At 58.3% G+C, this 23,288-nt stretch carries 22 protein-coding genes; 12 read left to right on the forward strand and 10 right to left on the reverse strand.

Annotated elements, in window-relative coordinates; all coding sequences use genetic code 11:
- Position 1: 1 nt before the first annotated feature.
- From MLD04_RS09875 to MLD04_RS09885, 3 genes are all read right to left on the reverse strand, one after another.
- On the reverse strand, positions 2-1,606 hold the full coding sequence (locus MLD04_RS09875) for an FAD-binding oxidoreductase (protein WP_248157618.1): 1,605 nt from the start codon (positions 1,604-1,606) through the stop codon (positions 2-4).
- 110 nt (positions 1,607-1,716) lie between these two features.
- Positions 1,717-2,385, reverse strand: a complete 669-nt coding sequence (locus tag MLD04_RS09880) for a transglutaminase-like cysteine peptidase (protein ID WP_248157620.1) — start codon at positions 2,383-2,385, stop codon at positions 1,717-1,719.
- Between the two features lie 7 nt (positions 2,386-2,392).
- Positions 2,393-3,037 carry a type II secretion system protein N gene (locus MLD04_RS09885; protein WP_248157628.1) on the reverse strand — a complete coding sequence of 215 codons (645 nt, stop codon included), beginning with the start codon at positions 3,035-3,037 and terminating at the stop codon, positions 2,393-2,395.
- Between the two features lie 159 nt (positions 3,038-3,196).
- On the opposite strand from MLD04_RS09885, the gene gspE reads away from it, so the two are divergent.
- From gspE to gorA, 11 genes are all read left to right on the forward strand, one after another.
- The gene (gene gspE / locus MLD04_RS09890; RefSeq protein WP_282451830.1) at positions 3,197-4,705 is read left to right on the forward strand and encodes a type II secretion system ATPase GspE; all 1,509 of its coding nucleotides are present in this window, start codon (positions 3,197-3,199) and stop codon (positions 4,703-4,705) included.
- 3 nt (positions 4,706-4,708) lie between these two features.
- On the forward strand, positions 4,709-5,920 hold the full coding sequence (gene gspF, locus MLD04_RS09895; RefSeq protein WP_248157630.1) for a type II secretion system inner membrane protein GspF: 1,212 nt from the start codon (positions 4,709-4,711) through the stop codon (positions 5,918-5,920).
- A gap of 64 nt (positions 5,921-5,984) precedes the next feature.
- The gene (gene gspG, locus MLD04_RS09900) at positions 5,985-6,437 is read left to right on the forward strand and encodes a type II secretion system major pseudopilin GspG (protein ID WP_040886683.1); all 453 of its coding nucleotides are present in this window, start codon (positions 5,985-5,987) and stop codon (positions 6,435-6,437) included.
- The gene (gene gspH, locus MLD04_RS09905) at positions 6,438-6,971 is read left to right on the forward strand and encodes a type II secretion system minor pseudopilin GspH (RefSeq protein WP_248157632.1); all 534 of its coding nucleotides are present in this window, start codon (positions 6,438-6,440) and stop codon (positions 6,969-6,971) included. It begins immediately after the preceding gene.
- Positions 6,971-7,345: a type II secretion system minor pseudopilin GspI gene (gene gspI, locus MLD04_RS09910; RefSeq protein ID WP_248157634.1), complete on the forward strand. Its 375-nt coding sequence runs from the start codon at positions 6,971-6,973 to the stop codon at positions 7,343-7,345. Before gspH ends, gspI begins: the two co-directional genes overlap by 1 nt.
- On the forward strand, positions 7,342-8,079 hold the full coding sequence (gspJ, locus tag MLD04_RS09915; protein ID WP_248157636.1) for a type II secretion system minor pseudopilin GspJ: 738 nt from the start codon (positions 7,342-7,344) through the stop codon (positions 8,077-8,079). The genes gspI and gspJ overlap by 4 nt, the downstream gene beginning before the upstream one ends.
- Positions 8,080-8,087: 8 nt before the next feature.
- Positions 8,088-9,083 carry a type II secretion system minor pseudopilin GspK gene (gspK, locus tag MLD04_RS09920; RefSeq protein WP_248157638.1) on the forward strand — a complete coding sequence of 332 codons (996 nt, stop codon included), beginning with the start codon at positions 8,088-8,090 and terminating at the stop codon, positions 9,081-9,083.
- Between the two features lie 2 nt (positions 9,084-9,085).
- A complete protein-coding gene (gspL, locus tag MLD04_RS09925) occupies positions 9,086-10,390 on the forward strand; it encodes a type II secretion system protein GspL (protein WP_248157640.1) in 1,305 nt (434 codons plus the stop codon).
- A 2-nt stretch (positions 10,391-10,392) separates the two neighbouring features.
- Positions 10,393-10,923, forward strand: coding sequence for a type II secretion system protein GspM (gspM, locus tag MLD04_RS09930; RefSeq protein ID WP_248157642.1), 531 nt, complete (start codon positions 10,393-10,395; stop codon positions 10,921-10,923).
- 11 nt (positions 10,924-10,934) lie between these two features.
- On the forward strand, positions 10,935-11,609 hold the full coding sequence (locus MLD04_RS09935) for a GNAT family N-acetyltransferase (RefSeq protein ID WP_248157644.1): 675 nt from the start codon (positions 10,935-10,937) through the stop codon (positions 11,607-11,609).
- Positions 11,610-11,635: 26 nt separating this feature from the next.
- Positions 11,636-12,994: a glutathione-disulfide reductase gene (gene gorA, locus MLD04_RS09940; protein WP_248157646.1), complete on the forward strand. Its 1,359-nt coding sequence runs from the start codon at positions 11,636-11,638 to the stop codon at positions 12,992-12,994.
- A gap of 36 nt (positions 12,995-13,030) precedes the next feature.
- Here the strand turns inward: gorA and MLD04_RS09945 are convergent, their stop codons facing one another.
- From MLD04_RS09945 to MLD04_RS09955, 3 genes are read right to left on the reverse strand one after another with little or no spacing between them, the layout of a single operon-like run.
- Positions 13,031-14,977, reverse strand: a complete 1,947-nt coding sequence (locus tag MLD04_RS09945) for an ATP-binding protein (protein ID WP_248157652.1) — start codon at positions 14,975-14,977, stop codon at positions 13,031-13,033.
- Entirely contained in the window at positions 14,970-15,947 is a 978-nt protein-coding gene (locus tag MLD04_RS09950) for an ABC transporter substrate-binding protein (RefSeq protein WP_248157654.1), read from the reverse strand. The genes MLD04_RS09945 and MLD04_RS09950 overlap by 8 nt, the downstream gene beginning before the upstream one ends.
- A gap of 37 nt (positions 15,948-15,984) precedes the next feature.
- Positions 15,985-18,108: a TonB-dependent receptor plug domain-containing protein gene (locus MLD04_RS09955; protein WP_248157656.1), complete on the reverse strand. Its 2,124-nt coding sequence runs from the start codon at positions 18,106-18,108 to the stop codon at positions 15,985-15,987.
- A gap of 236 nt (positions 18,109-18,344) precedes the next feature.
- Between MLD04_RS09955 and MLD04_RS09960 the strand changes: the two genes are divergently transcribed.
- Positions 18,345-18,980: a J domain-containing protein gene (locus MLD04_RS09960; RefSeq protein WP_248157658.1), complete on the forward strand. Its 636-nt coding sequence runs from the start codon at positions 18,345-18,347 to the stop codon at positions 18,978-18,980.
- Here the strand turns inward: MLD04_RS09960 and MLD04_RS09965 are convergent.
- The 4 genes from MLD04_RS09965 to MLD04_RS09980 all read right to left on the reverse strand — a co-directional run bounded on the left by MLD04_RS09965 (position 18,936) and on the right by MLD04_RS09980 (position 23,213).
- Positions 18,936-19,964, reverse strand: coding sequence for a bile acid:sodium symporter family protein (locus MLD04_RS09965; RefSeq protein ID WP_248157660.1), 1,029 nt, complete (start codon positions 19,962-19,964; stop codon positions 18,936-18,938). The genes MLD04_RS09960 and MLD04_RS09965 overlap by 45 nt on opposite strands.
- Complete coding sequence (locus MLD04_RS09970; RefSeq protein WP_248157667.1) at positions 19,964-20,644, reverse strand: FadR/GntR family transcriptional regulator; 681 nt, start codon at positions 20,642-20,644, stop codon at positions 19,964-19,966. The genes MLD04_RS09965 and MLD04_RS09970 overlap by 1 nt, the downstream gene beginning before the upstream one ends.
- 80 nt (positions 20,645-20,724) lie before the next feature.
- Positions 20,725-22,203 (reverse strand): flavin-containing monooxygenase, encoded by a 1,479-nt coding sequence (locus tag MLD04_RS09975; protein ID WP_248157690.1) that lies wholly within the window; start codon positions 22,201-22,203, stop codon positions 20,725-20,727.
- Positions 22,204-22,310: 107 nt separating this feature from the next.
- On the reverse strand, positions 22,311-23,213 hold the full coding sequence (locus tag MLD04_RS09980) for a LysR family transcriptional regulator (RefSeq protein WP_248157698.1): 903 nt from the start codon (positions 23,211-23,213) through the stop codon (positions 22,311-22,313).
- Positions 23,214-23,288 lie beyond the last annotated feature (75 nt).

Here is a 23,288-nt window from a genome sequence, read left to right on the forward strand (position 1 = left end):
CTTACTCCACCAGCGTGCCGGGGTTCAGCAGCCCGTCGGGATCAAACCGTTGCTGCAATGCCTCGATCGCCGCCATACCCAGGGGGCCTTTTTCCCGGGGCAGGTAAGGTGCGTGATCTTTGCCCACGCCGTGCTGATGGCTGATGGTGCCGCCGTTGGCCACGATGAGTTCGGAGGTGGAATGCTTGAGAGTCTGCCACCGCCTGAGGGTGCCGGCGTAGCTGTCCGCCACGGGAAAGACATACGTGGTGTATATGCTGCAGCCCTCACCGTAGACGTGCGACAGGTGGGTGAACACATGAGTGGGTTGATTGGGATCGTCCAATCCCTCGCGAAGATTGGTTTCGATCTTTGCCATCAGTGAATCCACATTCGACCAGTCCGTTGCCGTTTCCAGCGTGTCCACCGCGTAACCTTTCTGCCAGAGTGCTTCACGCAGATAGGGCATGGTGAATCGCTTTTCCGCCCACTTGTCGCCCATGCGGGTGCCAAGCTGAATGCCACCGAATTCCTTGCACAGGCGTCGGGCCTGTCGCAATGCCGCCTTGCATTGGGCAACGGAGCCGGTCACCCCAAAGGTCATCATGCATTTGCCATCGGCTGTTCCCCGAAGGCGCAGATATCGTTCAAGCATTCCGATGAGCGCAGGATGTCCGGCGAGCGCAAGCTGGGTTTCGGTTTCAACGGCATTGCTCAGCCGCAGCATGGATAACTGGATGCGCTTCTGCACCAGCATGCGGCAGGCTTCGCGGGCACTCTGCCAGTCCGGGAAGAAGGCCACATGAAACTGTTCCCGCTCTGGCAACGGACTTACCCGGACTTTGACATCGGTGAGGATGCCGAGCCGGCCTTCGGAACCCAGGATCATCTCCCGGACATCCGGCCCTGCACTCGACGCCGGCACCGTGGGGATGGTCAAGGTGCCTTGCAGTGTCTCAATCGTTCCTCCGGCAAATAACTGTTCAATGCGCCCATACCGCAGCGATTGCTGACCACTGGATCGGGATGCGACCCAGCCGCCGATCGTTGATAACTCAAAGGATTGGGGAAAGTGGCCCAGGGTGTAGCCACGGGCCCGAAGCTGGGCCTCCACCAACGGGCCGGGGGTTCCGGCGCCGAATGTTGCAACCTGGCTTTCCTGGTCCAGGTCGATCAACCGGTTCATTCGGGCAAGGCTGACCGTGAGAACCGGTCCTGAGTGTTCAAGCGGATTGATGTGGCCGGCCACGCTCGTGCCACCGCCATAGGGTATAAGCGTTACCGAGTGTTCTCGGGCGTAATCCAGCAGCGTCCGGATCTGTCCGGCATCCTCGGGTAGGGCAACGCCGTCCGGAAAGGGGCCCATGTCGCCGCTTCTCATAGCCAGCCAGTCGGGCAGGCTTTGACCACGAGCGTGACGCACCCGGACCTCTGCATCGGTAGAGACGATCCCGCGGACAGGCTCGGTCAGTTCCAGCCGGGATGCCGGCACCTGCTGACACACGGTTTCCAGGGTTGCATCGGGAAGGGGTGTGGCTGAACCAATCCGTGCCTCCAGAAAAGCGATCCCTCCGTCGGGCAGGTCCAGCGTGAATTGATCGTCGCCCCATCCATTCCAGCGCCTCATGCACATTTCTCCAAGCAGATTTCAGACAAGCGCGTATTCTAGTGCCTGGTCCGTACCCGCCGCATTGTCGGGTGACGACAGGGTGGGTGTCATTTACCGCCAGTGCAGTCTCAGGGGCGAAGGGCTTCGGAGAGGCGGTTGTTCAGTTCTTTCCAGCGAGAGAGTTTTTTCGCCTCACCAATCCGGGTTCGTTCACCGCCGGACTGGTTGAGCCAGAGGCCTTCACCGTTGAAGCTGTAAACTGGTTCAAGATCAGTTCGTTGGGACGCAGGCTTAATGTCATTTATCAGGTTGTCCAGAATCAGCGGATCGGCATCAGGCTTCGGATACCAGGCCAGAACCATGTGTGCCTGGTTCAGTTCCAATGCTTTGACGTAGACGATGCGCATCTGGTTGTCAGGCACACCCATGGATTTGAGCGTCAGATACTTGGCGATGGAAAAATCCTCGCAATCGCCGCCATTGGTGGTCAGCAATTCCACCGGCGTTGCCCAGTAGTCCTCCTCACCCCAATGCTGTATATCGCTGACGAACCTGACCCGGTTAAAAAACGAGTTGACCAACCGGAGTTGCCGGTTGGTCGGTGCGTTCTGAGCAAGATCGGTGAGGCGCTTCCAGTCCTCCAGGCGCTGGTAGGCGGCCTGGCCGAACTCTTTCTGAACATATTCCAGGAGGCGGTTGCTGAGTTCGAGGGCGCCGGCCAGGGATACGGCCAGCAACAGAGGTAACCAGAACGAACGACGTGGGTGGCGGCACTTCCGTTGCGCTGCCGTATTCATGATCGCCTCAGTTGTTATTCCGGAGGCGTTCGCGAAGTTGTTCGAGACGCCGGCGGATTTCCTCACGCCGTTCCTGGTCGCTGGTGCCGGCCTGAACGGGTGAGGATGATTGGTTGGACGGGGGGCTTTCCGTCGTCGATGTCTCAGGAGGCTCGTCCGGAGCGATGGACAGACCGGCCTGTTGCTCGGACTCGGGGAAGAACAGGTTTTCCAGCTTTCCGGAACGTTCGATGATGACCCGGTTCGGAAACACCGAACGCAGGGTTGCGTTTCCGGGCAACTCGTCACCGACCAGGTAAACGTCAGTCTGACTCTTTTCGTCCTCGATCAGGGCACTGCCGGGGAAGTCGCCGCTGGCGGCCATGACGCCACGGAGAAAGAGGCGGAGATTGGTCTCGGGAAGGTTTTCGGTACTGACGGCCTGGGCGTCGCCCTCGGAGGCAGGAGTGCCGAACAGGGATAAAGAGGCCAGATCCACCTTGGGTTCATTCCGTTTGACCGCTGCCGGCCGGGCCGTCTGGGTTTGGCCGGACTGGTCAATGTGCCGGGCGTCCTGCCAGAAGCGGTATCCCTGCAGCGCCGTCGTGCCGAGCATGGCAACAGCTGCGATAATGGCGAGCAACGCGGGAAGCCGCTGATCAAGTGCAAACATGGACGTTCCTGAACGTTCTGGTGGACCGAAAAAAGTCCACAGGTTATCAGACGGAAATGTTTAAGTCGCAGTATAGTGTATGGAGTTATTCAGCGGGTCCACCTCCTGTGATAGCCTTCCTGAATTAATTGAATAAAAAAGGGTTTCCCGGAGCCGACTTTGACCACCGAGAATGAAATACCGCAGCAGGAAGCGCCGTTGGGCAGGCTTCCGTTTACCTTTGCCAAGCGAAACGGCGTGATCCTGACCCGGTCGGACGATGGGGAACCGGTCATCCTGGTCCGCCCTGGTGCTCCCCACACCGCCCTGGCCGAGGCCAATCGCCTCAGTGGTGGGCGTGCCCGCTTCTCGACCATTGATGCCGGCCAGTTTGATCAGGCCCTCAATGCGGCCTATCAGAGCGACTCTGCAGAAGCGATGCAGATGGTGGAAGGTATTGGCGATGACATGGATCTGGCCTCCCTCGCGGATTCGGTTCCGGAGACGGAAGATCTGCTTGAACAGGAAGATGACGCGCCGATTATCCGGCTGATCAACGCCATTCTCACCGAAGCGGTCAAGACCAGTGCATCGGACGTGCACATCGAAACCTACGAAAAGCAGCTGGTTGTGCGATTCCGGATCGATGGGGTGCTTCGGGAAGTGGTTCAGCCCAAGCGGGCGCTGGCTCCGTTGCTGGTATCCCGGATCAAGGTCATGGCCAAGCTGGACATTGCCGAGAAACGGGTGCCACAGGATGGCCGGATCGCCTTGCGTGTTGCCGGCCGGGAAGTGGATATCCGGGTCTCCACCATGCCATCGTCCAGCGGTGAGCGGGTGGTTCTGCGTCTGTTGGACAAACAGGCCGGTACCATCCGGCTCGAATCCCTCGGCATGGCCGGTCGCGACCTCAAGTTGATGCGGAAGCTGATCAACCGGCCCTATGGCATCCTGCTGGTTACCGGTCCTACGGGCTCCGGTAAGTCGACCACACTCTATGCGGCCCTGCAGGAAATCAACGACCGGAGCCGGAACATCCTGACGGTCGAGGACCCGATCGAGTATAACCTGCCGGGTATCGGGCAGACCCAGGTCAATCCGAAGGTCGATATGACCTTTGCCCGGGGTTTGCGGGCCATTCTCCGTCAGGATCCGGATGTTGTGATGATTGGTGAGGTGCGGGATCTGGAAACCGCCGAGATCTCGGTCCAGGCCAGTCTCACCGGCCACCTTGTGCTTTCCACGCTGCACACCAACACCGCCGTCGGGGCGATCACCCGGTTGATGGATATGGGCATTGAACCGTTCCTGATTTCTTCCAGCCTGGTCGGCATCGTGGCCCAGCGCCTTGTACGGGTGCTGTGTCGGGAGTGTCGTGAGCCTTACACGCCGGGTGAGGAACATTGCGAATTCCTGCAGCAGGACCCGCAGAATCCTCCGACCATCTACCGGGCTCGCGGCTGCGAACACTGCAACCAGCTCGGGTATCGGGGCCGTATTGGTATCTATGAGGTGGTGGAGATCAACGAGGCGATCAGCACCCTGATTCACAAGCGTGCCGGAGAGATGGACCTGGAGAAAGAAGCCCGGCTTCGTGGTCCGAGCATCCACAGCGATGGTGTTAACAAGATCCTTGAAGGCATAACCACGGTGGAAGAAGTGCTCCGTGTGACCCATCGGAGCCAGTAAACCATGCCAGCTTACGAGTACAAGGCCCTTGACCCCCGGGGCAAACAGAAGAGTGGCGTTGTTGAGGCCGATGCGCCCCGTGCGGTTCGCCAGCAACTCCGGGAAAAGGGACTGACGCCACTGTCGGTTGAGCCGGCGGCGGAACGGCAACGTCGGTCGACGTCGTTGAGTCGGCGTGGCGGATTGGCTGCCTCTGATCTGGCATTGATTACCCGGCAACTGGCTACATTGATCCAGTCCGGCATTCCGATCGAGCAGGCGTTGAGCGCGACCGCGCAACAATCCGAAAAGCCCCGCATCCGCAGCATGTTGATCGCCATCCGGGCGAAGGTGATGGAAGGGTACAGCCTGGCGGATGGTCTCGGAGAATTTCCCCGGGCGTTCCCCCGGCTTTACCGCTCCACCGTTGCGGCCGGAGAACACGCCGGCCATCTGGATCTGGTGCTGAACCGGCTGGCGGATTACACCGAAGGGCGCCAGGAGGCCCGCCAGAAAATCCAGCTCGCCGCGATCTATCCGATCCTGCTCAGTGTTGTTGCCATCGCCATCGTTGTGTTTCTTCTCACGTACGTTGTCCCGGATATTATCGAGGTATTCGTCAAGCAGGGTCAGGAGCTGCCAGTGCTGACCCGTGGTCTGCTGGCGGTGTCGGAATTTCTGAGCCAGTACGGTGTCTACCTCCTGATCCTGTTGATCGCTGCGGTGGCCGGATTCCGGTACGCACTGGCCAAACCCGGTTTCCGGAAACGCTTTCACCGGCGTCTCCTGCACCTGCCTCTGCTCTCCGGCATGGTCCGTGGCATCAATACCGCCCGTTACGCCAGTACACTGAGCATTCTGACTACGAGTGGTGTGCCGCTGGTTGAGGCGATGCGGATTGCCGGCGAGGTGCTTTCCAACGATTACCTGCGGGAACGTCTGAGGGATGCGTCCCGCAAGGTGAGTGAAGGCGGATCTCTGCACCGGTCCCTTGAACAGACCGGTTACTTTCCGCCGATGATGCTGCACATGATTGCCAGTGGTGAGGCCAGCGGCGAACTGGACGACATGCTGGGGCGGACGGCACGAATGCAGGAAAACACCCTGCAGTCGAAGATCGCGGCCCTGGTTGCCCTGTTTGAACCCATGATGTTGCTGGTCATGGGTGGGGTGGTTCTCATAATTGTCATGGCAATCATGTTACCCATCCTGAATATGAGTAATCTGGTGGGGTGAATCCGCCGAGATGTGTCAGAACCGATAAGCAGGAACGGATGCCAATCCAATGACGAGTGAAACGATGAAGAGCAAGACTATGAACAAACTGTCCAGAAGCCAGGGCTTCACCCTTATCGAGATCATGGTAGTCATGGTCATCCTGGGGCTGCTGGTGGCCATTGTCGCTCCCAACATCATGGGGCGGAGCGATGAGGCTAAAGTGACCATTGCCAAGACACAGCTCAAGAACATCCAGAGTGCTCTGGACCTGTATCGGCTGGATAACAGTCAGTACCCCTCTACGCAACAGGGGCTGGAAGCGCTGGTTTCGAAACCGAGCGGAAGTCCCGAGCCGAAGAACTGGAACCCTGAGGGTTACATGAAAAACGTACCCGAAGATCCCTGGGGTAATGAATTCCAGTACGTGAGCCCGGGCACCGAGGGACCTTACGACCTTTACTCCTACGGCTCCGACGGTCAGGAAGGCGGTGAGGGCGACGCCGCGGATCTGAGTGTGTGGCAGGCCCGGGACTGATTGGTGTCAAAGCAGGGGACAGGTGCGGCCGGCTTTACGCTGATTGAGATTCTGGTTGTCCTGATCGTGGTCGGTCTGCTGGCCTCCCTTGCCGTGTTTACCCTCGGCGGCAGTTCCCAGCAGCGCCAGCTGGAAAACCAGGTTCAGGAGTTGTATCTGCTGATGCAGACCGCAGGTGATCAGGCCGTACTCAACAATCAGGAACTCGGCGTTACGGTCAATGAGGATGGCTACCAGTTCCTCGCGTTCCAGGACCAGAAAGGTGACTGGAAACCCGAGGATCAGCGCCTGTTCAGTGCGCGTACCTTTCCCGACTGGCTGGTCGTTACCAAATTTATCGAGAATGATGCACCCAAGCTGGCCTCCGGGGAGGATCGAACCCTGCCGGATATCGTCTTTTTCTCCAGCGGCGAAACCACGCCTTTTCAGATCGAATTCACCGTGGCAGCGAATCCCGATCAGAAGCAGATTCTGGAGTCGGACGGCGTCTCCGGTGTCCGGTGGCGAAAGCCCGGCGAAGAGGCGGATCGCTGATGCGGCGGGCCAGGGGATTCACGCTGATCGAAGTACTCGTGGCGCTGCTGGTTTTCGGCCTGATAGCGGCGGCGTCCGCCGAGGTCGGGAGCCAGTATATTTCCAGCTACGAACGGGTCCGGGACAAGACGCTCGCCGGCTGGATCGCCGATAACCGCATCAATGAGATCCGTTTGCAGGACGCACTGCCCGGTATCTCGGAAAATTCCAGTGACCTGGACTACGGCCGCTACCGGTGGCGGGTGACCACGACGGTCAAGGGTACGGCGGAACCCACCATGCGTCGGGTGGAGGTCTCTGTCGAAAAGTATGTGGGTGACAGGGCCGATCCGGTACCGGTTCATACGCTGACTGCGTTTGTGGGTGAGCAATGAAACGGGTGGCGGGTTTCACGCTCATGGAAGTCCTGATCGCCGTTGCGATTACGGCGATCATCGGCCTGGGTGTCTGGCAGGTGATCCACGGCGTGGTCACATCCCGGGACCGTGTCAACGAACTGGCCGAACAATTCGATGGCCTGGAAAAAACCATGCTGTTTCTCGAGCGGGACATTACCCAGGTGGTAAACCGTCCGGCGAGAGATCTTTATGGCGATTTCCAGCCTGCCCTGACCACCCGGGATGACGGCTTCGCCCTTATGTTGACCCGACAGGGCTGGCGTAATCCCCTGGGGCTGCGGCGCAGTAACCTTCAGCGCGTCGGTTGGGAATACACCGGTGACGAGTTGCGCCGTCGATACTGGCCCAACGTCGATCAGGGGCAGGAGGACAACAGTGAAGATGTGCTCCTGCTGGACCAGGTGACCAGCTTCAAGTTGCGATTCCTTGACGAACAGGGGAACTGGCACGACGACTGGCCATTGAACGATGATCTGGCGAGCGCAGACCCGGGCGCCCGACCGGACTTTCCCTTGCCAAAAGGCATTGAGATCACACTTGAGCACAAGCGATTCGGCAAACTGGTGAGAACGTTTGCGCTTCCGGATTTTGACGCTGCCGAAGCACAGGGCGAGGTCAATCGCTCCAGTGAAGCGGCCACCGGCACCGGGGAAAGCCAGCAACCACCTGCCGGGAATAACAGTGCGCAGCAGGGAGCAGGGCAGTCGTGAGTCGTCCCTTGAGCAGACTCGTCCGTGGAGAGAGGGGCGTGGCGCTGATCATGGTGCTGCTGGCCCTCGCGTTGGTGGTGATGCTCGCCGCCGGTATGACCCGACAACTGAACATCCGGGTGTTCAAGGCGGGCCATTACCTGGCGCAGCAGCAGGGCTACAGTATCGCTCTGGGGGCTGAAGCGTTTGCCCGGCGCATCCTGACCCGTGATTTCGAGGACGACAAGGATGATAACGCCATGGTGGACAGCCTCGACGAGGTCTGGGCCAGTAATTCCGCCATCCTCCCCCTGGACGAGAATGGCGTCGTGGAAGTCCAGATCGACGATCTCGGTGGCCGTTTCAACCTCAACGATCTGGTGACGGCCAGCGGGCAGGTGGATACGCTGGCGAAAGACCGTTTTTCCCGGTTGCTGCAAGCGCTTGGTATTAACGGGATTTCCGCGGACACGCTGGTCGACTGGATCGACGCCAACGATCAGACCATCAGCGCCTATGGTGCCGAGGACGGCCAGTACCTGATGGCCGACCCGGGCTATCGTGCGGCGAACCAGCCTTTCACCAGCGTGACGGAACTGCGACTCGTGCAGGGAATGACCGAAGAGATTTACCAGGCACTCAAGCCCTATGTTGCAGCCGTGCCAGTCAGTGGTGTGGGCATCAATGTGAACACGGCCAGTGGTCCGGTGCTGCAATCCCTGCATGAGAAGCTCTCCGAATCGGATATTCAATCGGTGCTGAAAAAGCGCGAAGAACAGCCGTTCGAGAATGTGCAGGATTTTCTGGCGCTGCCGGAATTTGCGGGGCTTGGGCTCACGGCTGCGGAGTTGACCGTCCAGACCCGTTTTTTTGAAGTTGTTTCACGGATTACCTACGATAATCGGGTTGTGACCATGGTCAGTACCGTGTTTCGTAATGGCGAAGGCAAAGTCCGAACGATCAGCCGGGATACCGGACAGAAAAACCGGATTACCAAAGAGCCTTACACTATTTCAGAAGGATAACCATGTCTTATCGCCTTTTTGTCCGGCCGGTTCCGCCGTTTGCGGACATCGCTGAAAACGCCGAAGCGCAGTTGTTCCAATGGGCCCTGCAGGATGCCAGCGGCGATATCCAGGCCCGCGGAACCAGCGACACCCGGGATGCCATCGAACAGACACTTTCCCAGAATGCACTTGATAACGTTCTGTTGATCGGCCTCATCCCCGGAGAGGAGGCTCTGTTCTGTGTGGCCGATATTCCTGCCCGGCAAAGCCGGTTTATCGCGCAGGCATTGCCATACGCGGTCGAAGAACAGATTGCGCAGGATATCGACACCGTGCACCTGGCTCTTGGTGATCATGGGGATCAGGGGTACCGGGTCGCAGCAATCGATCGTCAGGCCATGGCAAACTGGGCGGCCCTGTTCAGTCACTGGCACAATGCGCGGCTTGAAGCCGTGTATCCCGATGCCTCTCTCTTGCCGTCTACCGACGGGGGGTGGTCGATCTGCCTGGATGGGGATGGCGTCATGCTGATCAGTGAGCGGGGCGAATGGCTGGCGATGCAGGCCGCCAACCTTGGTATGTTTGCCGGGACACTGGCGGTGCCATCCAGCGAAGATGTGGTCGCGGAGGTTCCGGTTACCCTGTATGGCACCGAGGAGGAGCTGGCATTCCAGCAGGCTCTGGTTTCGGATCTCCGGTCACAGGGACGGTTAGCGGTGAAAACCGAAACGCTCGAGATCCGTCCCCTGGAACTGCTTGCCCACGCCTACTATCACCACCTTTGCCGCCCCATCAATCTTTGCCAGGGGGCCTTTTCCAACAAGTCAGGTCGAAGCAGTACCCTCGGCCCCTGGAAGCCCCTGGTGGCAGTCGCAGCCATCTGGTTTGTTGTTCAGGTAGCGCTGGAAGCCGGAATGGGCTTTTATTATCAGAAGCAGGCCGAAAAACTGGATGAACAATCGATGGCGGAATACCACAGGGTTTTCCCGAATGATACGAAAACCCATGCCGGTAATCTGCGGCGAGTAATCGAGGGTCGGCTCAGGGTTGCCGGTTCGCAGGGGCAGGAGCTGGGATTTATTGCACTGATGAAATACACGGGAGAACAGTATTCCCGGTTGCCATCCAGCGGTGCGGTGACCTTCAATTCCGTCAATTTCAGCCGTACCCGTGGCGAGTTGGTGGTCGACTTGCGCGCAGACAGTTATGACCGGCTGAGTGCGCTCCGGAATGGGTTGTCTTCGCAAGGTCTGGAGGCCGAGATCGGCTCGGTCGTCAATGAATCCGGCGGTACCCGCGGCCGGCTTACGGTATCGGGAGGCTAGGCATGCTGGAGCGACTCAAGGAACAACCCGCAATCAGCAAACTGATTACCCAGTATGACCAGCTGTCCCGGAGGGATCAGCAGGCGTTGTTGGTTCTGGCCGTAGCGGTGATTCTGGCATTGCTTTACTTCGCGGTCTGGCGACCGGTTACGGAGTTTGAGCAGCAAGCCGAAAGTGCCCGGGAGAATGCGGCAGAACGCCTGTCCTGGATGCAGGCCAATCAGGCGGCCATCCGCAGCCTGGCAGGGGCATCTGCCAGTCAACAGGCGACTGGCTCGGACAAACCAACGGACGGGCGCGCACTGATGGCGCTGGTAACCCGGTCCGCCAGGGAGTCCGGCCTCACCCTGCAGCGATTCGAGCCTAGTGGTGATGACGCAATCCGGGTCTGGCTGGACGGCGTACCCTATTCGGGCGTCGCGGCCTGGCTGGAAAAACTGAATACCGAAAATGGTGTAGTGATTGACCAGGCTGCGATGGATCGTGGTAACAGTCCCGGCCTGGTATCCGTTCGTTTGACCCTGGCGATTTAAAGGAGAGAGCCATGAGTGACGACACCGATAACCAGAACAACAGCGAAGAACCGGTGATCGTTCGTCTGGACGAAACCGCTCGTAACGAAGCACAGTCGATCCTCTACCACGCCTATCGTGGCGAGCCCACCTTTCAGTATCTTTTTGACCACCGCAAACCGGGGTACGATCAGCGGGTTCGGGCGACGGTCCGTGAGCTGATCGACCTGTATTTCGAACACAACCACGATGCCGTGGGCGTCATGGTCGACAATTCGCTTGTGGCGGTCGCGTTTATCGGCGAGCCAGAAGTTCGCATGAATTTGACCGAACAGCTCAGCTGGCGCATTCGCATGGTCCTGACCACGGGATTTGCGTCGACGCGCCGTTACATGGATTATCACGAACAGATCCGACACCTGCTGCCCCAGCCGCAGGCTCACCAGTTGCCGCTGATGGGGGTGAACCCGAAGTACCAGAATCGGGGGTATGGTCGATTGCTGCTCAAGGCCATAGAACGGGTCTGCGCGGATAATCCAAGGGGAAGCGGCATTGTTCTGGATACCGGAAACAGCCGTTACCTGCCTTTTTACGAATCCGAGGGTTTCCGCAGCCTCGGTCAAATCCGATTGGGCGATTTCGAGGATCACGTCCTGTTCCGGGAAACGGCTGCGGTTAACGAGGCCCGGGCCAGTGAGCCCGGCTAAAGTCCATCATTGCAATAGGAGACGCTGTGTCTGACCAGGAGTTTGACCTGATTGTTATTGGAGCCGGATCCGGCGGTGTCCGCCTGGCCAGAATGTCTGCCCAGCGCGGTGCCCGTGTAGCTGTGGTTGAATCGCGGTATCTCGGGGGCACCTGCGTCAATGTAGGCTGCGTTCCCAAAAAGCTGTTCGTGTATGGCGCCCACGTCCATGAAGACCTGGAAGACGCTGCAGGTTATGGCTGGAATGTCCCGGTCGATGACGTCACGTTCGACTGGTCGACGTTAGTGGCCAACAAGAATGCTGAAATCGAACGCCTGAACGGCATCTATGGTCGTCTGCTGGAGAATGCGGGTGTCACCGTGATCCAGGGTACCGCGTCACTCCAGGATGCCAACACGGTCGTGGTTGGCGATTCCGTCTACAGCGCCCGCCATATCACTGTGGCAACCGGAAGTTGGCCGATCATTCCGGAGGTTCCGGGCAAGGAATACATCCTGACCTCCAATGAGATGTTCTATCTGCCTCAACTTCCCAAGCACGCCGTGGTTTGGGGCGGTGGCTACATCGCGGTCGAGTTTGCCGGCATTCTGGCCGGGCTCGGAGTAGAAACAACGCTGATCTATCGGGGGGAGCTGTTCCTCCGGGGATTTGATGACGATATCCGTCGGTTCACCGAACAGGAAATGCGGAAGAAGGGCATTCAGCTTCAGTTCAATACGAACATCGAATCGGTCGAATCGTCGGGCACACAATACAAGGTTCAACTCACCAACGGAGAGGTACTGGAGACCGGGCTGGTCATGGCCGCGACCGGTCGCCGGGCCCTGGTAGATGGTCTTGGGCTCACGGAACTGGGCGTGGAACTCAATGAGTCTGGCCAGGTTGTGGTGGATGAACATTTCCAGACAGCAGTCCCTTCCATCAGCGCGCTGGGCGACGTGATCGGCACCCCACAGCTCACGCCGGTGGCTCTGGCCCAGGGGATGGTCCTTTCCCGCCGCCTGTTCGGGGACGGGCAGGGCGAAATGGATTATTCGGCCATTCCGACCGCGGTATTCTGCCAGCCCAATATCGGTACCGTTGGTCTGACCGAGGGCGAGGCCAGAACCGAAGGCTACGACCTGGCTATCTACAAGTCTGAATTCCGCCCCATGAAGCACACCCTCAGTGGCCGGGACGAGCGGTGTCTGATGAAACTCGTCGTCGACAAACGCTCTGATCGGGTTCTGGGCGCCCATATGGTGGGGCCCGATGCCGGAGAGATCATTCAGGGAATTGCCGTCGCGATCAAGGCGGGTGCGACCAAGGCGCAGTTCGACTCAACCCTGGGCATTCATCCGACCTCGGCCGAAGAGTTTGTCACGATGAGAGAGCCGGTCGCCTGATCCTGCCAAACTTCAGTCGCTCATGGACGAGCGTCTTCAAACCGGCAACCATCGGCTGAGCACTTCCCGCAGTTTCTCTTTCCGCACGGGTTTGGCCAGGTAGCCGTTCATGCCGTTTTCCAGGCACGTAGCCTCGGTACCTGGCAGGACATCGGCCGTCAACGCGATGATCGGTGTCCCCAGCTGGCCGTTGCTCTGCTCCCACTCCCGGATATGTCTGGTCGCCTCGTACCCGTCCATAATGGGCATCTGGCAGTCCATCAGGATCACGTCATAGCCTTGATGGTTCTGTTTAACCATGGCCACGGCCTGTTTGCCATTTTCGGCCGTGTCGGTCTGGAAGCCGAGGCGGGACAGCATGGCCGACGCGACTCGCTGATTCACCGCATTGTCCTCGACGACCAGGGCATGAGCCGTTCCTTCAACAGGTTCACGGGACCTGACCGGAGGCTGTGGCGGAGTGGTTTCACCCGGTGAGGCCAACTCGAAGGGGAGTTCGAAACGGAAGGAGGATCCCTTGCCAAAGTCGGTTTCCACCTGGATGTGACCGCCCATCAGTTCCACCAACCGTTGTACCAGAGCGAGTCCCATTCCGGTTCCCCCATAGCCTCGGGTACTGCCGGTCTCCAGCTGTTCGAACGAATTGAAAATATCGTGGAGCCGTTCGGTGGGAATCCCCGTGCCGGAATCACTCACGGAGCAGTTGAGCAGGATGCAGTTGTCCTCAAGGGGAAAACAGCCAGCCTGGATATTGATGAAGCCTTCGCCGGTAAATTTGATGGCGTTGTCCAGCAGGCCGGCGAGAATCTGGCGCAGGCGGGCGGCATCTCCATTAACGATCGGGCGATCGGGCCACTTGCCGTAGAATGTCAGATTCAATACCAGCGCCTGTTGTTCCGCGGTATGGCGATACGATGCGGAGCAATTGGTGATCAGTTCCCGAAGGTCGAATTCGCGGTTATCCAGCACAAGAGATCCGCTGTCCATACGGGCGTAGTCCAGGATATCGCTGATCACCGTCAGCAGGTCTTCGGTGGATCGCCGGGCGGTCTGAAGGTAGTCCCGTTGCCGCGGCGTCAACGATTCTTCCTGAACCAGGTCGACCATGCCCAGTACGCCGTTCAGTGGTGTCCGGAGTTCGTGACTCATGGTCGCGAGAAATTCAGACTTGGCGTGGCTGGCCATCTCCGCCTTCTCACGGGCTGCCTCCGAGGCGGCAAGTACCTGGTCGCGGCCCGCCTCCAGGGAATCAAGATGCTGAGAAAGCGTATTAAGTTGCTCCTCCAGAGTAATGATTTCAAGGGAGTTTCGGTGGTCCGAAATGGACGATTGCCGGTAATCGCCGTCGATCAGACGACCAATTCTGGCTGAGAGCCCATGGATCGGGGCGAGAATGGACCCCAGGAAGTGCCGGATCAACAGAATGGTGAAAAGCAGCAGCGCCACACCAACGGCAATGGAGGTCCAGAGAATGTCCTGCCGCTTTGCCTCCAGTGAACGGGTGCTCACGGCAACCTCCACGGTGCCCACGCGAAGCGCTCCCGTATCAAAGCCATACTCGAGTTCGAACCACTCGTTGGCCTCGTTGGAGCCAATCTGAAGAGGTTGTTGCAGGATTTCGGATTTGAACGTTAGAAAGTGTCGACCCGCCCCGGGGCCGGAAGCACCGGGGGCCGTGACCAGGCCGACTTCTTCTCCCAGTACGTCCGTTACTCTTACCCAATCCGCATCACTGTGTTTCAGCGACTGAGTCAGCAACTTTTCAAGGGCCGACCGGTTTCCGGAGACGACAGGGTATTCGAGGGCCGGAGCGAGACTGTCCGCCAACATCTGACCGGTGTTGGTCAGATTCTGGCGGGCATCGTCCAGACGTGCCGACGTAAAGAAGCCCATGAGCACGATGAACATCACGACGGCAGGGAGGGCGCCCAGAACCAATAGCTTGCGGGACAGGGGAGCGGATTGTGTGGAGGCCTTACTCATCCTCGTCCCTCCCGTGTTGCGCCAGGGCATCATTAATGAACCGGGTAATCTCGTTGGCGTCTGGCAGCGGAATATTAAGAGAGCGGGCCACCTGGCGGTTCAACGATATTCGATAGTCCTGAGGGTACGTTGGAGGCGGCAAACGGCCGGTTTCGAAAAACTGTCCAATCAGCTGCGCGGCAACGTCGGCCATCTCCTGGAAGGGAGCATATCCGGAGGCGAGCGATCCGGCCTTGACATAGGCCTGGCTGGGACCAATAACAATACGGTTGCGTCTGTAAGCCGTTAAAAGGATGTGTTTGATCGTACGGGGGTTGTAAATACTCTCGTCGTGGGATGCCAGCAGAAAATCCCCGTAACTGAGGGCCCTTACCAGGGTCGGGATCAGCCGGTCCATGGAATCAACCACGAAGACTCGGGCTTGCAGATCGAACGCCGGCAGTTGGTCCAGGAGCGGCTCGTAAACGCCGACCGATTCGGGCGAGGCCAGTATCGCAATCCGGCTTGCATGGGGAAGTATGGCTTTCCCGGCCAGAGCCTGGCGCAGAAGCGGAACGTCATAGAATACGGCCGAGATCTGACCGGGGTATTCCTCTGTGTATTTCTGAATGAAGGACTTCTGAACCAGGAATGCGAGTACCGACGCGTCCCGGTTGGTTTGACGGATGTGCGAAAAGGCCTTCGGGCCGATCGTGATAATGGGCGCCCGGTCAATCAGCGTAGCCTGTTCATCGCTGATCGTCTGCAGCTCGGTGTCCGGCCCGAACGCCGTCTGGAAAAGGTCCAGAACATGCTGATCCAGAGCCGCGTTTCCGGACCCGGCAATGTACACCGTTCGGGACGGGGTTTCCTGAGCAGCAGCGGTTGGCCCCTGGGTCATCATCACCAGACCCAGGATCAGCGCCAGCCAGGCTGGCGCTCCTATCCGCAGATAACGGTTATTGCAGAGAATGCCGAATGTTCGCCTCATACCATCCCGGGTCAACGTGTCCTTTCCCTGTTATACGTCAGAATCGCAAACCGGCTTCAACGTAAAACTGATTTGGATCCTTGATGTTGTTATCGGTGCGCAGCACCGGTTCATCGTTCACGTAATGCTGCACCGTCATCGCCAGTTGGCCGGTAACCCGAGGCATGTAAAAGGTCTTGGCCAGACGGAAGTCAATTCGCTGAGACAGCGTGTCGTTTATGTTATTCGCCCAGTACATGGCACTGGAGAATTTCAGGTTATAGGGCAACTCCTGAATGGCCGCCACGCTGCCAGAGTGCCTCGCGGACAGGCGTCTCATGAGACTGACGGCTTTGTCCTGAACCTTTTGCGACACGTCTGACGGACCGGTATACCATCCATCCTGGTCCAGGTAACCGTAAGTCGTCCGTAGCGTCGTGCCGGGAAACTGAAGCTGCGCTTCCACTTCGAAGCCTTGCTGGTCGATGGCGACATTGTTGTCGATGTTCCAGGTATCGAAGGAAATAAAGCCGCTGATCATGTCCCTCATGTTGTCATCGAACGCGCGTACCTCCAGCTGGAACATGCCGTCGTCGAGCGGAAACTGGCCAAAATAGCTGATTTCACGGGAGACAATCCGCTCCGCATCCAGTTTCTGGCCGAGCGTGGACGTGGCAGGGTCTTCCAGCAGGTCCGTGGTGTCAGCGCGAATTCCGTCGTACACCGAGAATTGCGACGGTGCGATGTCGCGTAACGTGTAGCCATAGTCTGGTGACTGCTCATAGGAATCCGGAGTCCTGACCGCCTCTGAATACACAAAGCGTAGCGCATGATGGGAGTTCAGTACGAAGTTGGCCGCCAACCTTGGTGAAAAATAATCGTCGTGGGTGGTCGTAGTCCGTTCCCAGTTGCCCCCGGCATTCAGTGTCAGCCAGTGGATTGGGGTGTATTCCAGGTTTGCAAAGACACGGCTCTGGTAATCGTGCCCGGTGCCACTGAAATAGGTTTCGGAAGTGTAGGTATCTTCGCGGTAGCCAATGCCGGAGACCAGCTTCAGGTCCGGGTTGAAAATCCGGGTATCCTGCAGTTCGAATTCAAGGCGGGAATCCTCGATATCAGCATTAACCAACGCTGTGAAGGGGGCTGTCGAGGGATCGAAGCAGGTGCCGGGATTCGCGACCAATGGCGTACCATTGTCCAGACAGGTGAGCACGCTGGACGGTTGCAGTATGCGCCAGCGCTGATGCCGCTTGAAGCTCTCGTAGCTGACCTGGAGGTGGTAAAAATGATCAGATGAGGGAGTAAAATTGAGCTTGGTCTGAAAACGCAGGTCACGAACGTCGATATCAGGATTTTCCTGAGCGTTCAGTTCCCCATCTTCCAGCTGGTCTTCCTCATTGATCCCGTCGACCACGCCCGCCCGGAACTCGGCGTTAAACCCGGAGTTGAGGTTCAATCGGGAATCGTAGTTGACCAAGTTCATGTCGTGACCGTTATGGTACGAGTTTTGTTCAACCTGACCTGTCTCGTTGTTGTATTTGACGGCGTAATCAAAACCATCAGACTGACGTTTTTCATAGGCCACGCGCCAGTCGTAATCACTGCTGGCATCGCCGACCGACGCGAAGGTGCGCATATACTGCCGGGAACCACGGACGGTTCGCAGTTCAACACCGGCGGTGTCCGCAGGATCCCGGGTAATAAAGTTGATGGTGCCAAGAAAGGCATTGATGCCGTAGGCGGCGGAGTTGGGTCCGCGAGCCACTTCCACCCGTTCAATCATCTCCAGGGCCACAGGCAGGCTTTGCCAGTCCATGTCGGCCAGGGTAGTGCGATAGGCCGTCCGACCATCCACCAACACTTGCATGCGCCGCTGCTCATAGTGAACAGTGCCATGGTAGGTGACCACCGGTTGATCGCTGCCGACAGCCGTCACTACCATGCCGGGTACGAGACGGAAGATCTCTGCGAGGCTCATGACGCCCAGGTCGCGGATCATATCCCCGTCAATGACCGTGGTTGATCCGGGAACCCGAACCTTTGGCTGTCGCAGACGTGTCGTCGTCAGTACTTCCGGTACGTTATCGTCGAATCCGTAAAATCCGGCGTCCGGAGAAAGTGCGGTGCTGGGAAGCTCCTGGGACCAGGCATTTGGTGCGAGAGTGAACAGGGTGGCTGCCAAAACACAGACAGACCGGGGTAGAAAAGGTGTAACCGCGTTGAGGTGGGATCTTGCCGGGCGAACGTTCGTAACAGTTGTGAAGGTCTTTTTATAATTGATTTTACTAAACACAGTGAGAGCCTGAGTGTTGAGTTACGAATTTTTTATGTCCCTATCCTAAGGGACTCCTCCATATTTGTCTTTGAAATAATGTAATCTCTTTGATCGAAGAGAGACCATAAAGGAGTGATCGCCGAATGAGTTGCTGGGACATACTGGGAATAGAGCCGACACAGGATCGGGAGCGAATCCGTGCAGCTTACGAGCAGCAGCTCAAGTTTGCCTCGCAAGACGAATCCCGGCGACTCGCTGATGCCCTTCGTGAAGCGTTGGGGGAGCCCCTTGCCGAAACGGAAACGCCAGCTGCTTCACCGTCCGTTGAGCCGGAATCCTCCCCCGCCGAGTCCCAGCCGCTGGATGCCCAGGACGGCCAGGTTGTCCGCGAGGTGGTCATTCAGGTCAACGCGTTACTGAACGACAATCAACGTAGCCAGGATGTCGGCATCTGGAAGGCGATTCTGTGCGAACCGCCGGCCGACAAGCCCGCTATCAGGAGCGCCATTGCCGAGCGCCTGGAAGCCCAGCTGAGACCGACTGCCGAGAATGGTGGTTTGCCGGCTCCGGTAGCCCGGTTTCTCGGGGACTGGTTCGAGTGGTACTCCCTCAAGGATGTGGCCGAACCGGACGAAACCGACGTTATGGGTGAACCTGAACGGCCAGCTGATGAGGAAGAGCAGCCGCAGCAGATGGTCAATTTCTGGCCAGCGGTCGTTGGCTGGATTATTGGTCTAGCGATCCTCGCCGCCATTTTCGGAGGCATGGGCGGCCACTGACTGGTGGGCTGCCTCGATCTTCTCCCGGTATTTCCGGGCAAGGATCGCCCCGACGATAACCTGAATCTGGTTGTAACACATGATCGGTAACACGATCATGCCGAAGCCCGGGTGTCCGGAAAACAGCACCTTTGCCATGGGCAATCCCGATGCCAGACTCTTTTTGGATCCGCAAAAAACCACGGCCGTCTCGTCCTCAAGGCTGAATCCCAGCCGACGCACCAGAAAGCGCGCCATCAGCATGAACAGCGCCAGAAGCCCCAGACACAACAGTATCGCAAAGACAATGGCCTGGATCGGGAGGTTCTGCCAGAGGCCGCTTTCCACGGAATGGGAAAATGCCGAATAGACGATCAGCCATATAACGGCCTGGTCATACTTCGCCATCAGATTTTCGTTGCGCGCCAGATAGCCGCCAAGCCAGGGTCGCAGTGCGTGGCCGACCGCAAAGGGAAGCAGCAACTGTATGACAATGTCCTTCAATGCCTGGCCAACGGAAAAATCCCCCGTCCCGGACGTACTCACCACCAACAACAGCAGGAAGGGCGTCAGCATCATTCCGAACACGTTGGAGGCTGCGGCACTGCAAATGGCCGCCGGAACATTCCCCCTGGCCATCGCTGTGTAGGCAATCGAAGAGGAAACCGCCGACGGCAGGACGCCAAGGTAGAGAAAACCCAGCCCCAGGTCGGCTGGCATCCACTGGGGAATGAGTCCGGACAGCCCGTTGATCGGCAGCACCGCCAATGGAAAAAAGACAAAGGTCAGGCTGGTGATCAGTATGTGCAGTCGCCAGTGTGTGGCGCCCGCCACGATCTGCTCCCGGGAAAGCGCCGCTCCGTGGAAGAAGAAAAGCAGGGCGACGGCCACGGATCCTGCGGCGGCCAGCCAGTCGGCCGCGTTGCCTGTAACCGGCAAAAATGAAGCGAGGACGATGGCGCCCAGCAGAAGCAGGGTGAACGGATCAATTCGGAGTTTGTTCATCAGACTTTGGCTCCGGATTGCAAAACGCGGAGGCTCGGGTGTAACAGGGCCCGTGCAAGACTGCCCGCGCGGTCGGCATCACCCCGTCGGATGGCCGCAAGCAAAAGCTCGTGTTCTTCCTGGGACGGTTCTGGCAGATCCGCGTCTTTTTCAGTGCGTTCGATGGTTTCCCCGATCCCGTGGGAAAAGTAATCGTATAATTCGACCAGGGCAGGGTTGTGGGATGCCTTCACGACAGCATGGTGGAACCGTTGGTCGTGATGGATTCGTTCCTCCAGATGGTCCGCCGAACGGGCGCGTGCGTCCAGGGCGTCGGACATGAGCTTCAGATCTGACTCTGTTCGCCTGTTCGCCGCGAGCTTTGCCGCCTCCGATTCCAGCATGATCCTTACTTCCAGCTGATCCGCCAGCTGGGTTCGGGCAATACGCCTCAGGGTTTCACCCGCATCCCGGGTCGCGCGAACGTAGGTTCCGTCGCCCTGGCGTGTTTCCAGCATTCCGACGTGTACCAGTACCCGAACGGCTTCTCGCACGGTATTACGTCCGACTCCCAGTGACTCGGACAAATCGGACTCCACCGGGAGTTTATCGCCAACTCGCCAGTCGCCACTTTCGATGGCTTGCCGCAGGCTCTGGATCGCGGTTTCAACCAGCGATCCCTTTCGAATCTTTTCCAGCATAAAGGATCATCCGTAAAGCAGATGATCCAATCATCCTATGAATTCGATCGCAATTCAATGCCCATTCCGCCAGCAGCTGGTTAATGGCCTGGCGATAGAAATCGGTAATCCTCTTCCCGGGCATGACGTGTGGCCAGACGGTAAGAGAAGGTGAAGCCCGGCCAGTTCACAGAGTTCCTGCCATTTTTATCGAGGTACCAGGAATGGCATCCCGCATTCCAGACCGAGGTTTCGAGGCCCTGCTGCACTTGCTCTGCAAAAGCATCTTGGGCTTCTGCGCGGACATCCATTGCTGTACCCGGGTGCTTTTCCAGCTTTTTCAGACAATCCATAACGTATTGGAACTGGGATTCCAGCATGTACACGATGGAATTGTGCGCGAGGTTGGTATTGGGTCCGTACAGCATGAAGAAATTGGGGAATCCACTGACGGCGATCCCTTTGTAGGCTTTGGCGCCGTCGCGCCAGGCCTCATTGATGGTCTTTCCGCCTCGGCCGGTAATGGCCATCGGTGCGAGAAATTCCGTCGCGCGGAAGCCGGTGGCCAGGATAATGGCGTCTACGGGGTAGTGATGTCCGGAGGTGGTAGTGATGCCATCCGGCACGAGCCTCTCAATGCCGTCAGTGATCAGATCGACGTTCGGGCGATTAATGGCCGGATACCAGTCGTTGGAAATGAGGATCCGTTTGCAGCCGATCTGGTAGTCCGGAATGATTTTCCTGAGCTTGACCGGGTCGGAGACATGTTTGCGAGCTTCCCGACGCGCTTGCCAGGCAAAGACATCCAGCAGTCTGTTGAACCGGGTAAAGGCCAGGGCACGACTCTCGTTTTTCCAGTAGATCAGGTACCGATAGAGTCGGTCCCAGGCGGGCAGGTGCCGAAATAGCCAGTGTTCCAGTGACGAAAATGGGCGGTCGAGTTTGGGCAGGACCCAGGCGGCACTGCGCTGAAAGAGATACAGGCGGTCGACCTGCCTGGCGATCTCCGGGACAAACTGTATGGCACTGGCGCCGGTTCCGATGACCGCTACGCGCTTGCCTTCCAGGTTGTAGTCGTGGTTCCAGCGTGCGGAATGGAACAGGGTACCTTCAAACCTGTCCAGGCCTTCGATATCGGGAAAGGCGGGCTGGTTCAGCTGGCCAGTGGCGGTGATCAGAATGTCGGCGCGAAGCCTGGTTTCGTCCGAGAGGCCGATGTGCCAGACATTCGCTGACGAATCAAACTCCGCCCGTGCCACTTCACTGTTAAACCGGATATGGCCCTTTAATCCGTATTTTTCGACGCAGTGCTCCATGTAGCCGAGAATTTCCCGCTGCAGACCAAACTTTCTGGACCAGTCGTGTTTGGGTTCGAATGAGTAGGAGTAGAAGTGGGACTGAACATCGCAGGCTGCGCCGGGGTAGGTATTGTCCCGCCAGGTCCCGCCAATCCGATCGGATTTTTCCAGCAGTGTCAGATGATGATACCCGGCCTCCTTGAGTTTGATAGCCATGCCCAGGCCGCCAAAGCCGGTTCCGATGATAACGATGGAGGGGGAGTCAGGGGCTGAAGCAGGCATATCCGGGGACGCTCTCATACAATTTTGATGGTGTCCCCAGTATAGGATTCGTCCCGGCGCATAGCCTATGACCGTAACCGCCAGAAAAGATGGTCAGAAAGCCCAGTTTACGCAGGTTCCGGCGCGAAGGTCAGGAGCTCTTCGGCGGGTTGGGTGAGCAGTTGTGTCACCAGTGCCTGCTGGAACTGCCGACGGATGCTGATGGCGTAGAATTCTTCGAAAACACCGGGCAGGGCTCCGTAGTCCTCGAGAACGCCGGTCTTGAGCTCGTCCCGGACAACCACTCGAGGTAGCACGGCAAAGTGTCCCGTGTCCCGTGTCAGAAGGCGCATCATGGCCATGTCATCCACCTCGGCGATGATCGTCGGGTAGATGCCATGGTATTCACAGAGCTGGTCGAATGCCTGTCGGATATGACTGTCCGGGCCTGGCACAATCAGGGTTCTGCCATTAAGTGAACGTGGAACGTCCGCCATGTCGGCACCCGGCGGCCCGATCACGCTCACGGGTTGTCTGGCGAGTCGCCGTGAGCGCAGCGGGTTCTGCTCGTCGCCCTGGACCGGCTGGTTTGACAGAATGAGGTCAAGCCGGTGTGCCGACAGGCGTCGGAGCAGGTCGTCGAGGCTGCCGCTCTGGAGCTTCAGGTCGAGATCCTTTCGGCCGAGCAGGGGGCGAAGAAATCCCTCCTGGAAATTCCGGGACAGCGTCGCCACGGCGCCGACTTTCAACACATCCCGTTTGGCGAGCATGCCGGAGCGAAACAGTTCGCCCAGTTCCTCTCCCTGCTGGAAAATGGATTCGGCGTAGCTGAAGGCGAGGCGACCGGCCTCGGAGAGTTTGAGACGACGGCCTTCCCGGATGAACAGATCGTGGCCGAGGCTCTCCTCCAGTTTCCGGATCTGGCCAGACAGTGCGGATTGGGAAATGTGCAGGGATTCTGCGGCCCGTGTCAGGTGGCCAACCCGGGCGACCGTCCAGAAATAGTACAAGTGATGGTAATTCAGACGCATGGCTGGCGGCCTCCGACCCGTCTATTGCACTTTGTTCTCTTTAAGTGAATGGTTTGATACTTATAAACCATTTTT

Origin of the sequence: Marinobacter koreensis (assembly GCF_023156285.1) — a bacterium.
GTDB lineage: Bacteria > Pseudomonadota > Gammaproteobacteria > Pseudomonadales > Oleiphilaceae > Marinobacter > Marinobacter koreensis.

Coding starts and splice junctions, on each gene's coding strand:
- MLD04_RS09960 (WP_248157658.1), top strand. CDS start 18,345: ATGAGTTGCTGGGACATACTGGGAATAGAGCCGACACAGGATCGGGAG.
- gspF (WP_248157630.1), top strand. CDS start 4,709: ATGCCAGCTTACGAGTACAAGGCCCTTGACCCCCGGGGCAAACAGAAG.
- MLD04_RS09980 (WP_248157698.1), bottom strand. CDS start 23,213: ATGCGTCTGAATTACCATCACTTGTACTATTTCTGGACGGTCGCCCGG.
- MLD04_RS09945 (WP_248157652.1), bottom strand. CDS start 14,977: ATGAGTAAGGCCTCCACACAATCCGCTCCCCTGTCCCGCAAGCTATTG.
- MLD04_RS09875 (WP_248157618.1), bottom strand. CDS start 1,606: ATGAGGCGCTGGAATGGATGGGGCGACGATCAATTCACGCTGGACCTG.
- MLD04_RS09970 (WP_248157667.1), bottom strand. CDS start 20,644: ATGCTGGAAAAGATTCGAAAGGGATCGCTGGTTGAAACCGCGATCCAG.
- gspG (WP_040886683.1), top strand. CDS start 5,985: ATGAAGAGCAAGACTATGAACAAACTGTCCAGAAGCCAGGGCTTCACC.
- MLD04_RS09975 (WP_248157690.1), bottom strand. CDS start 22,203: ATGCCTGCTTCAGCCCCTGACTCCCCCTCCATCGTTATCATCGGAACC.
- MLD04_RS09950 (WP_248157654.1), bottom strand. CDS start 15,947: ATGAGGCGAACATTCGGCATTCTCTGCAATAACCGTTATCTGCGGATA.
- gspL (WP_248157640.1), top strand. CDS start 9,086: ATGTCTTATCGCCTTTTTGTCCGGCCGGTTCCGCCGTTTGCGGACATC.
- MLD04_RS09935 (WP_248157644.1), top strand. CDS start 10,935: ATGAGTGACGACACCGATAACCAGAACAACAGCGAAGAACCGGTGATC.
- gspM (WP_248157642.1), top strand. CDS start 10,393: ATGCTGGAGCGACTCAAGGAACAACCCGCAATCAGCAAACTGATTACC.
- gspI (WP_248157634.1), top strand. CDS start 6,971: ATGCGGCGGGCCAGGGGATTCACGCTGATCGAAGTACTCGTGGCGCTG.
- MLD04_RS09880 (WP_248157620.1), bottom strand. CDS start 2,385: ATGAATACGGCAGCGCAACGGAAGTGCCGCCACCCACGTCGTTCGTTC.
- MLD04_RS09885 (WP_248157628.1), bottom strand. CDS start 3,037: ATGTTTGCACTTGATCAGCGGCTTCCCGCGTTGCTCGCCATTATCGCA.
- MLD04_RS09965 (WP_248157660.1), bottom strand. CDS start 19,964: ATGAACAAACTCCGAATTGATCCGTTCACCCTGCTTCTGCTGGGCGCC.
- gspJ (WP_248157636.1), top strand. CDS start 7,342: ATGAAACGGGTGGCGGGTTTCACGCTCATGGAAGTCCTGATCGCCGTT.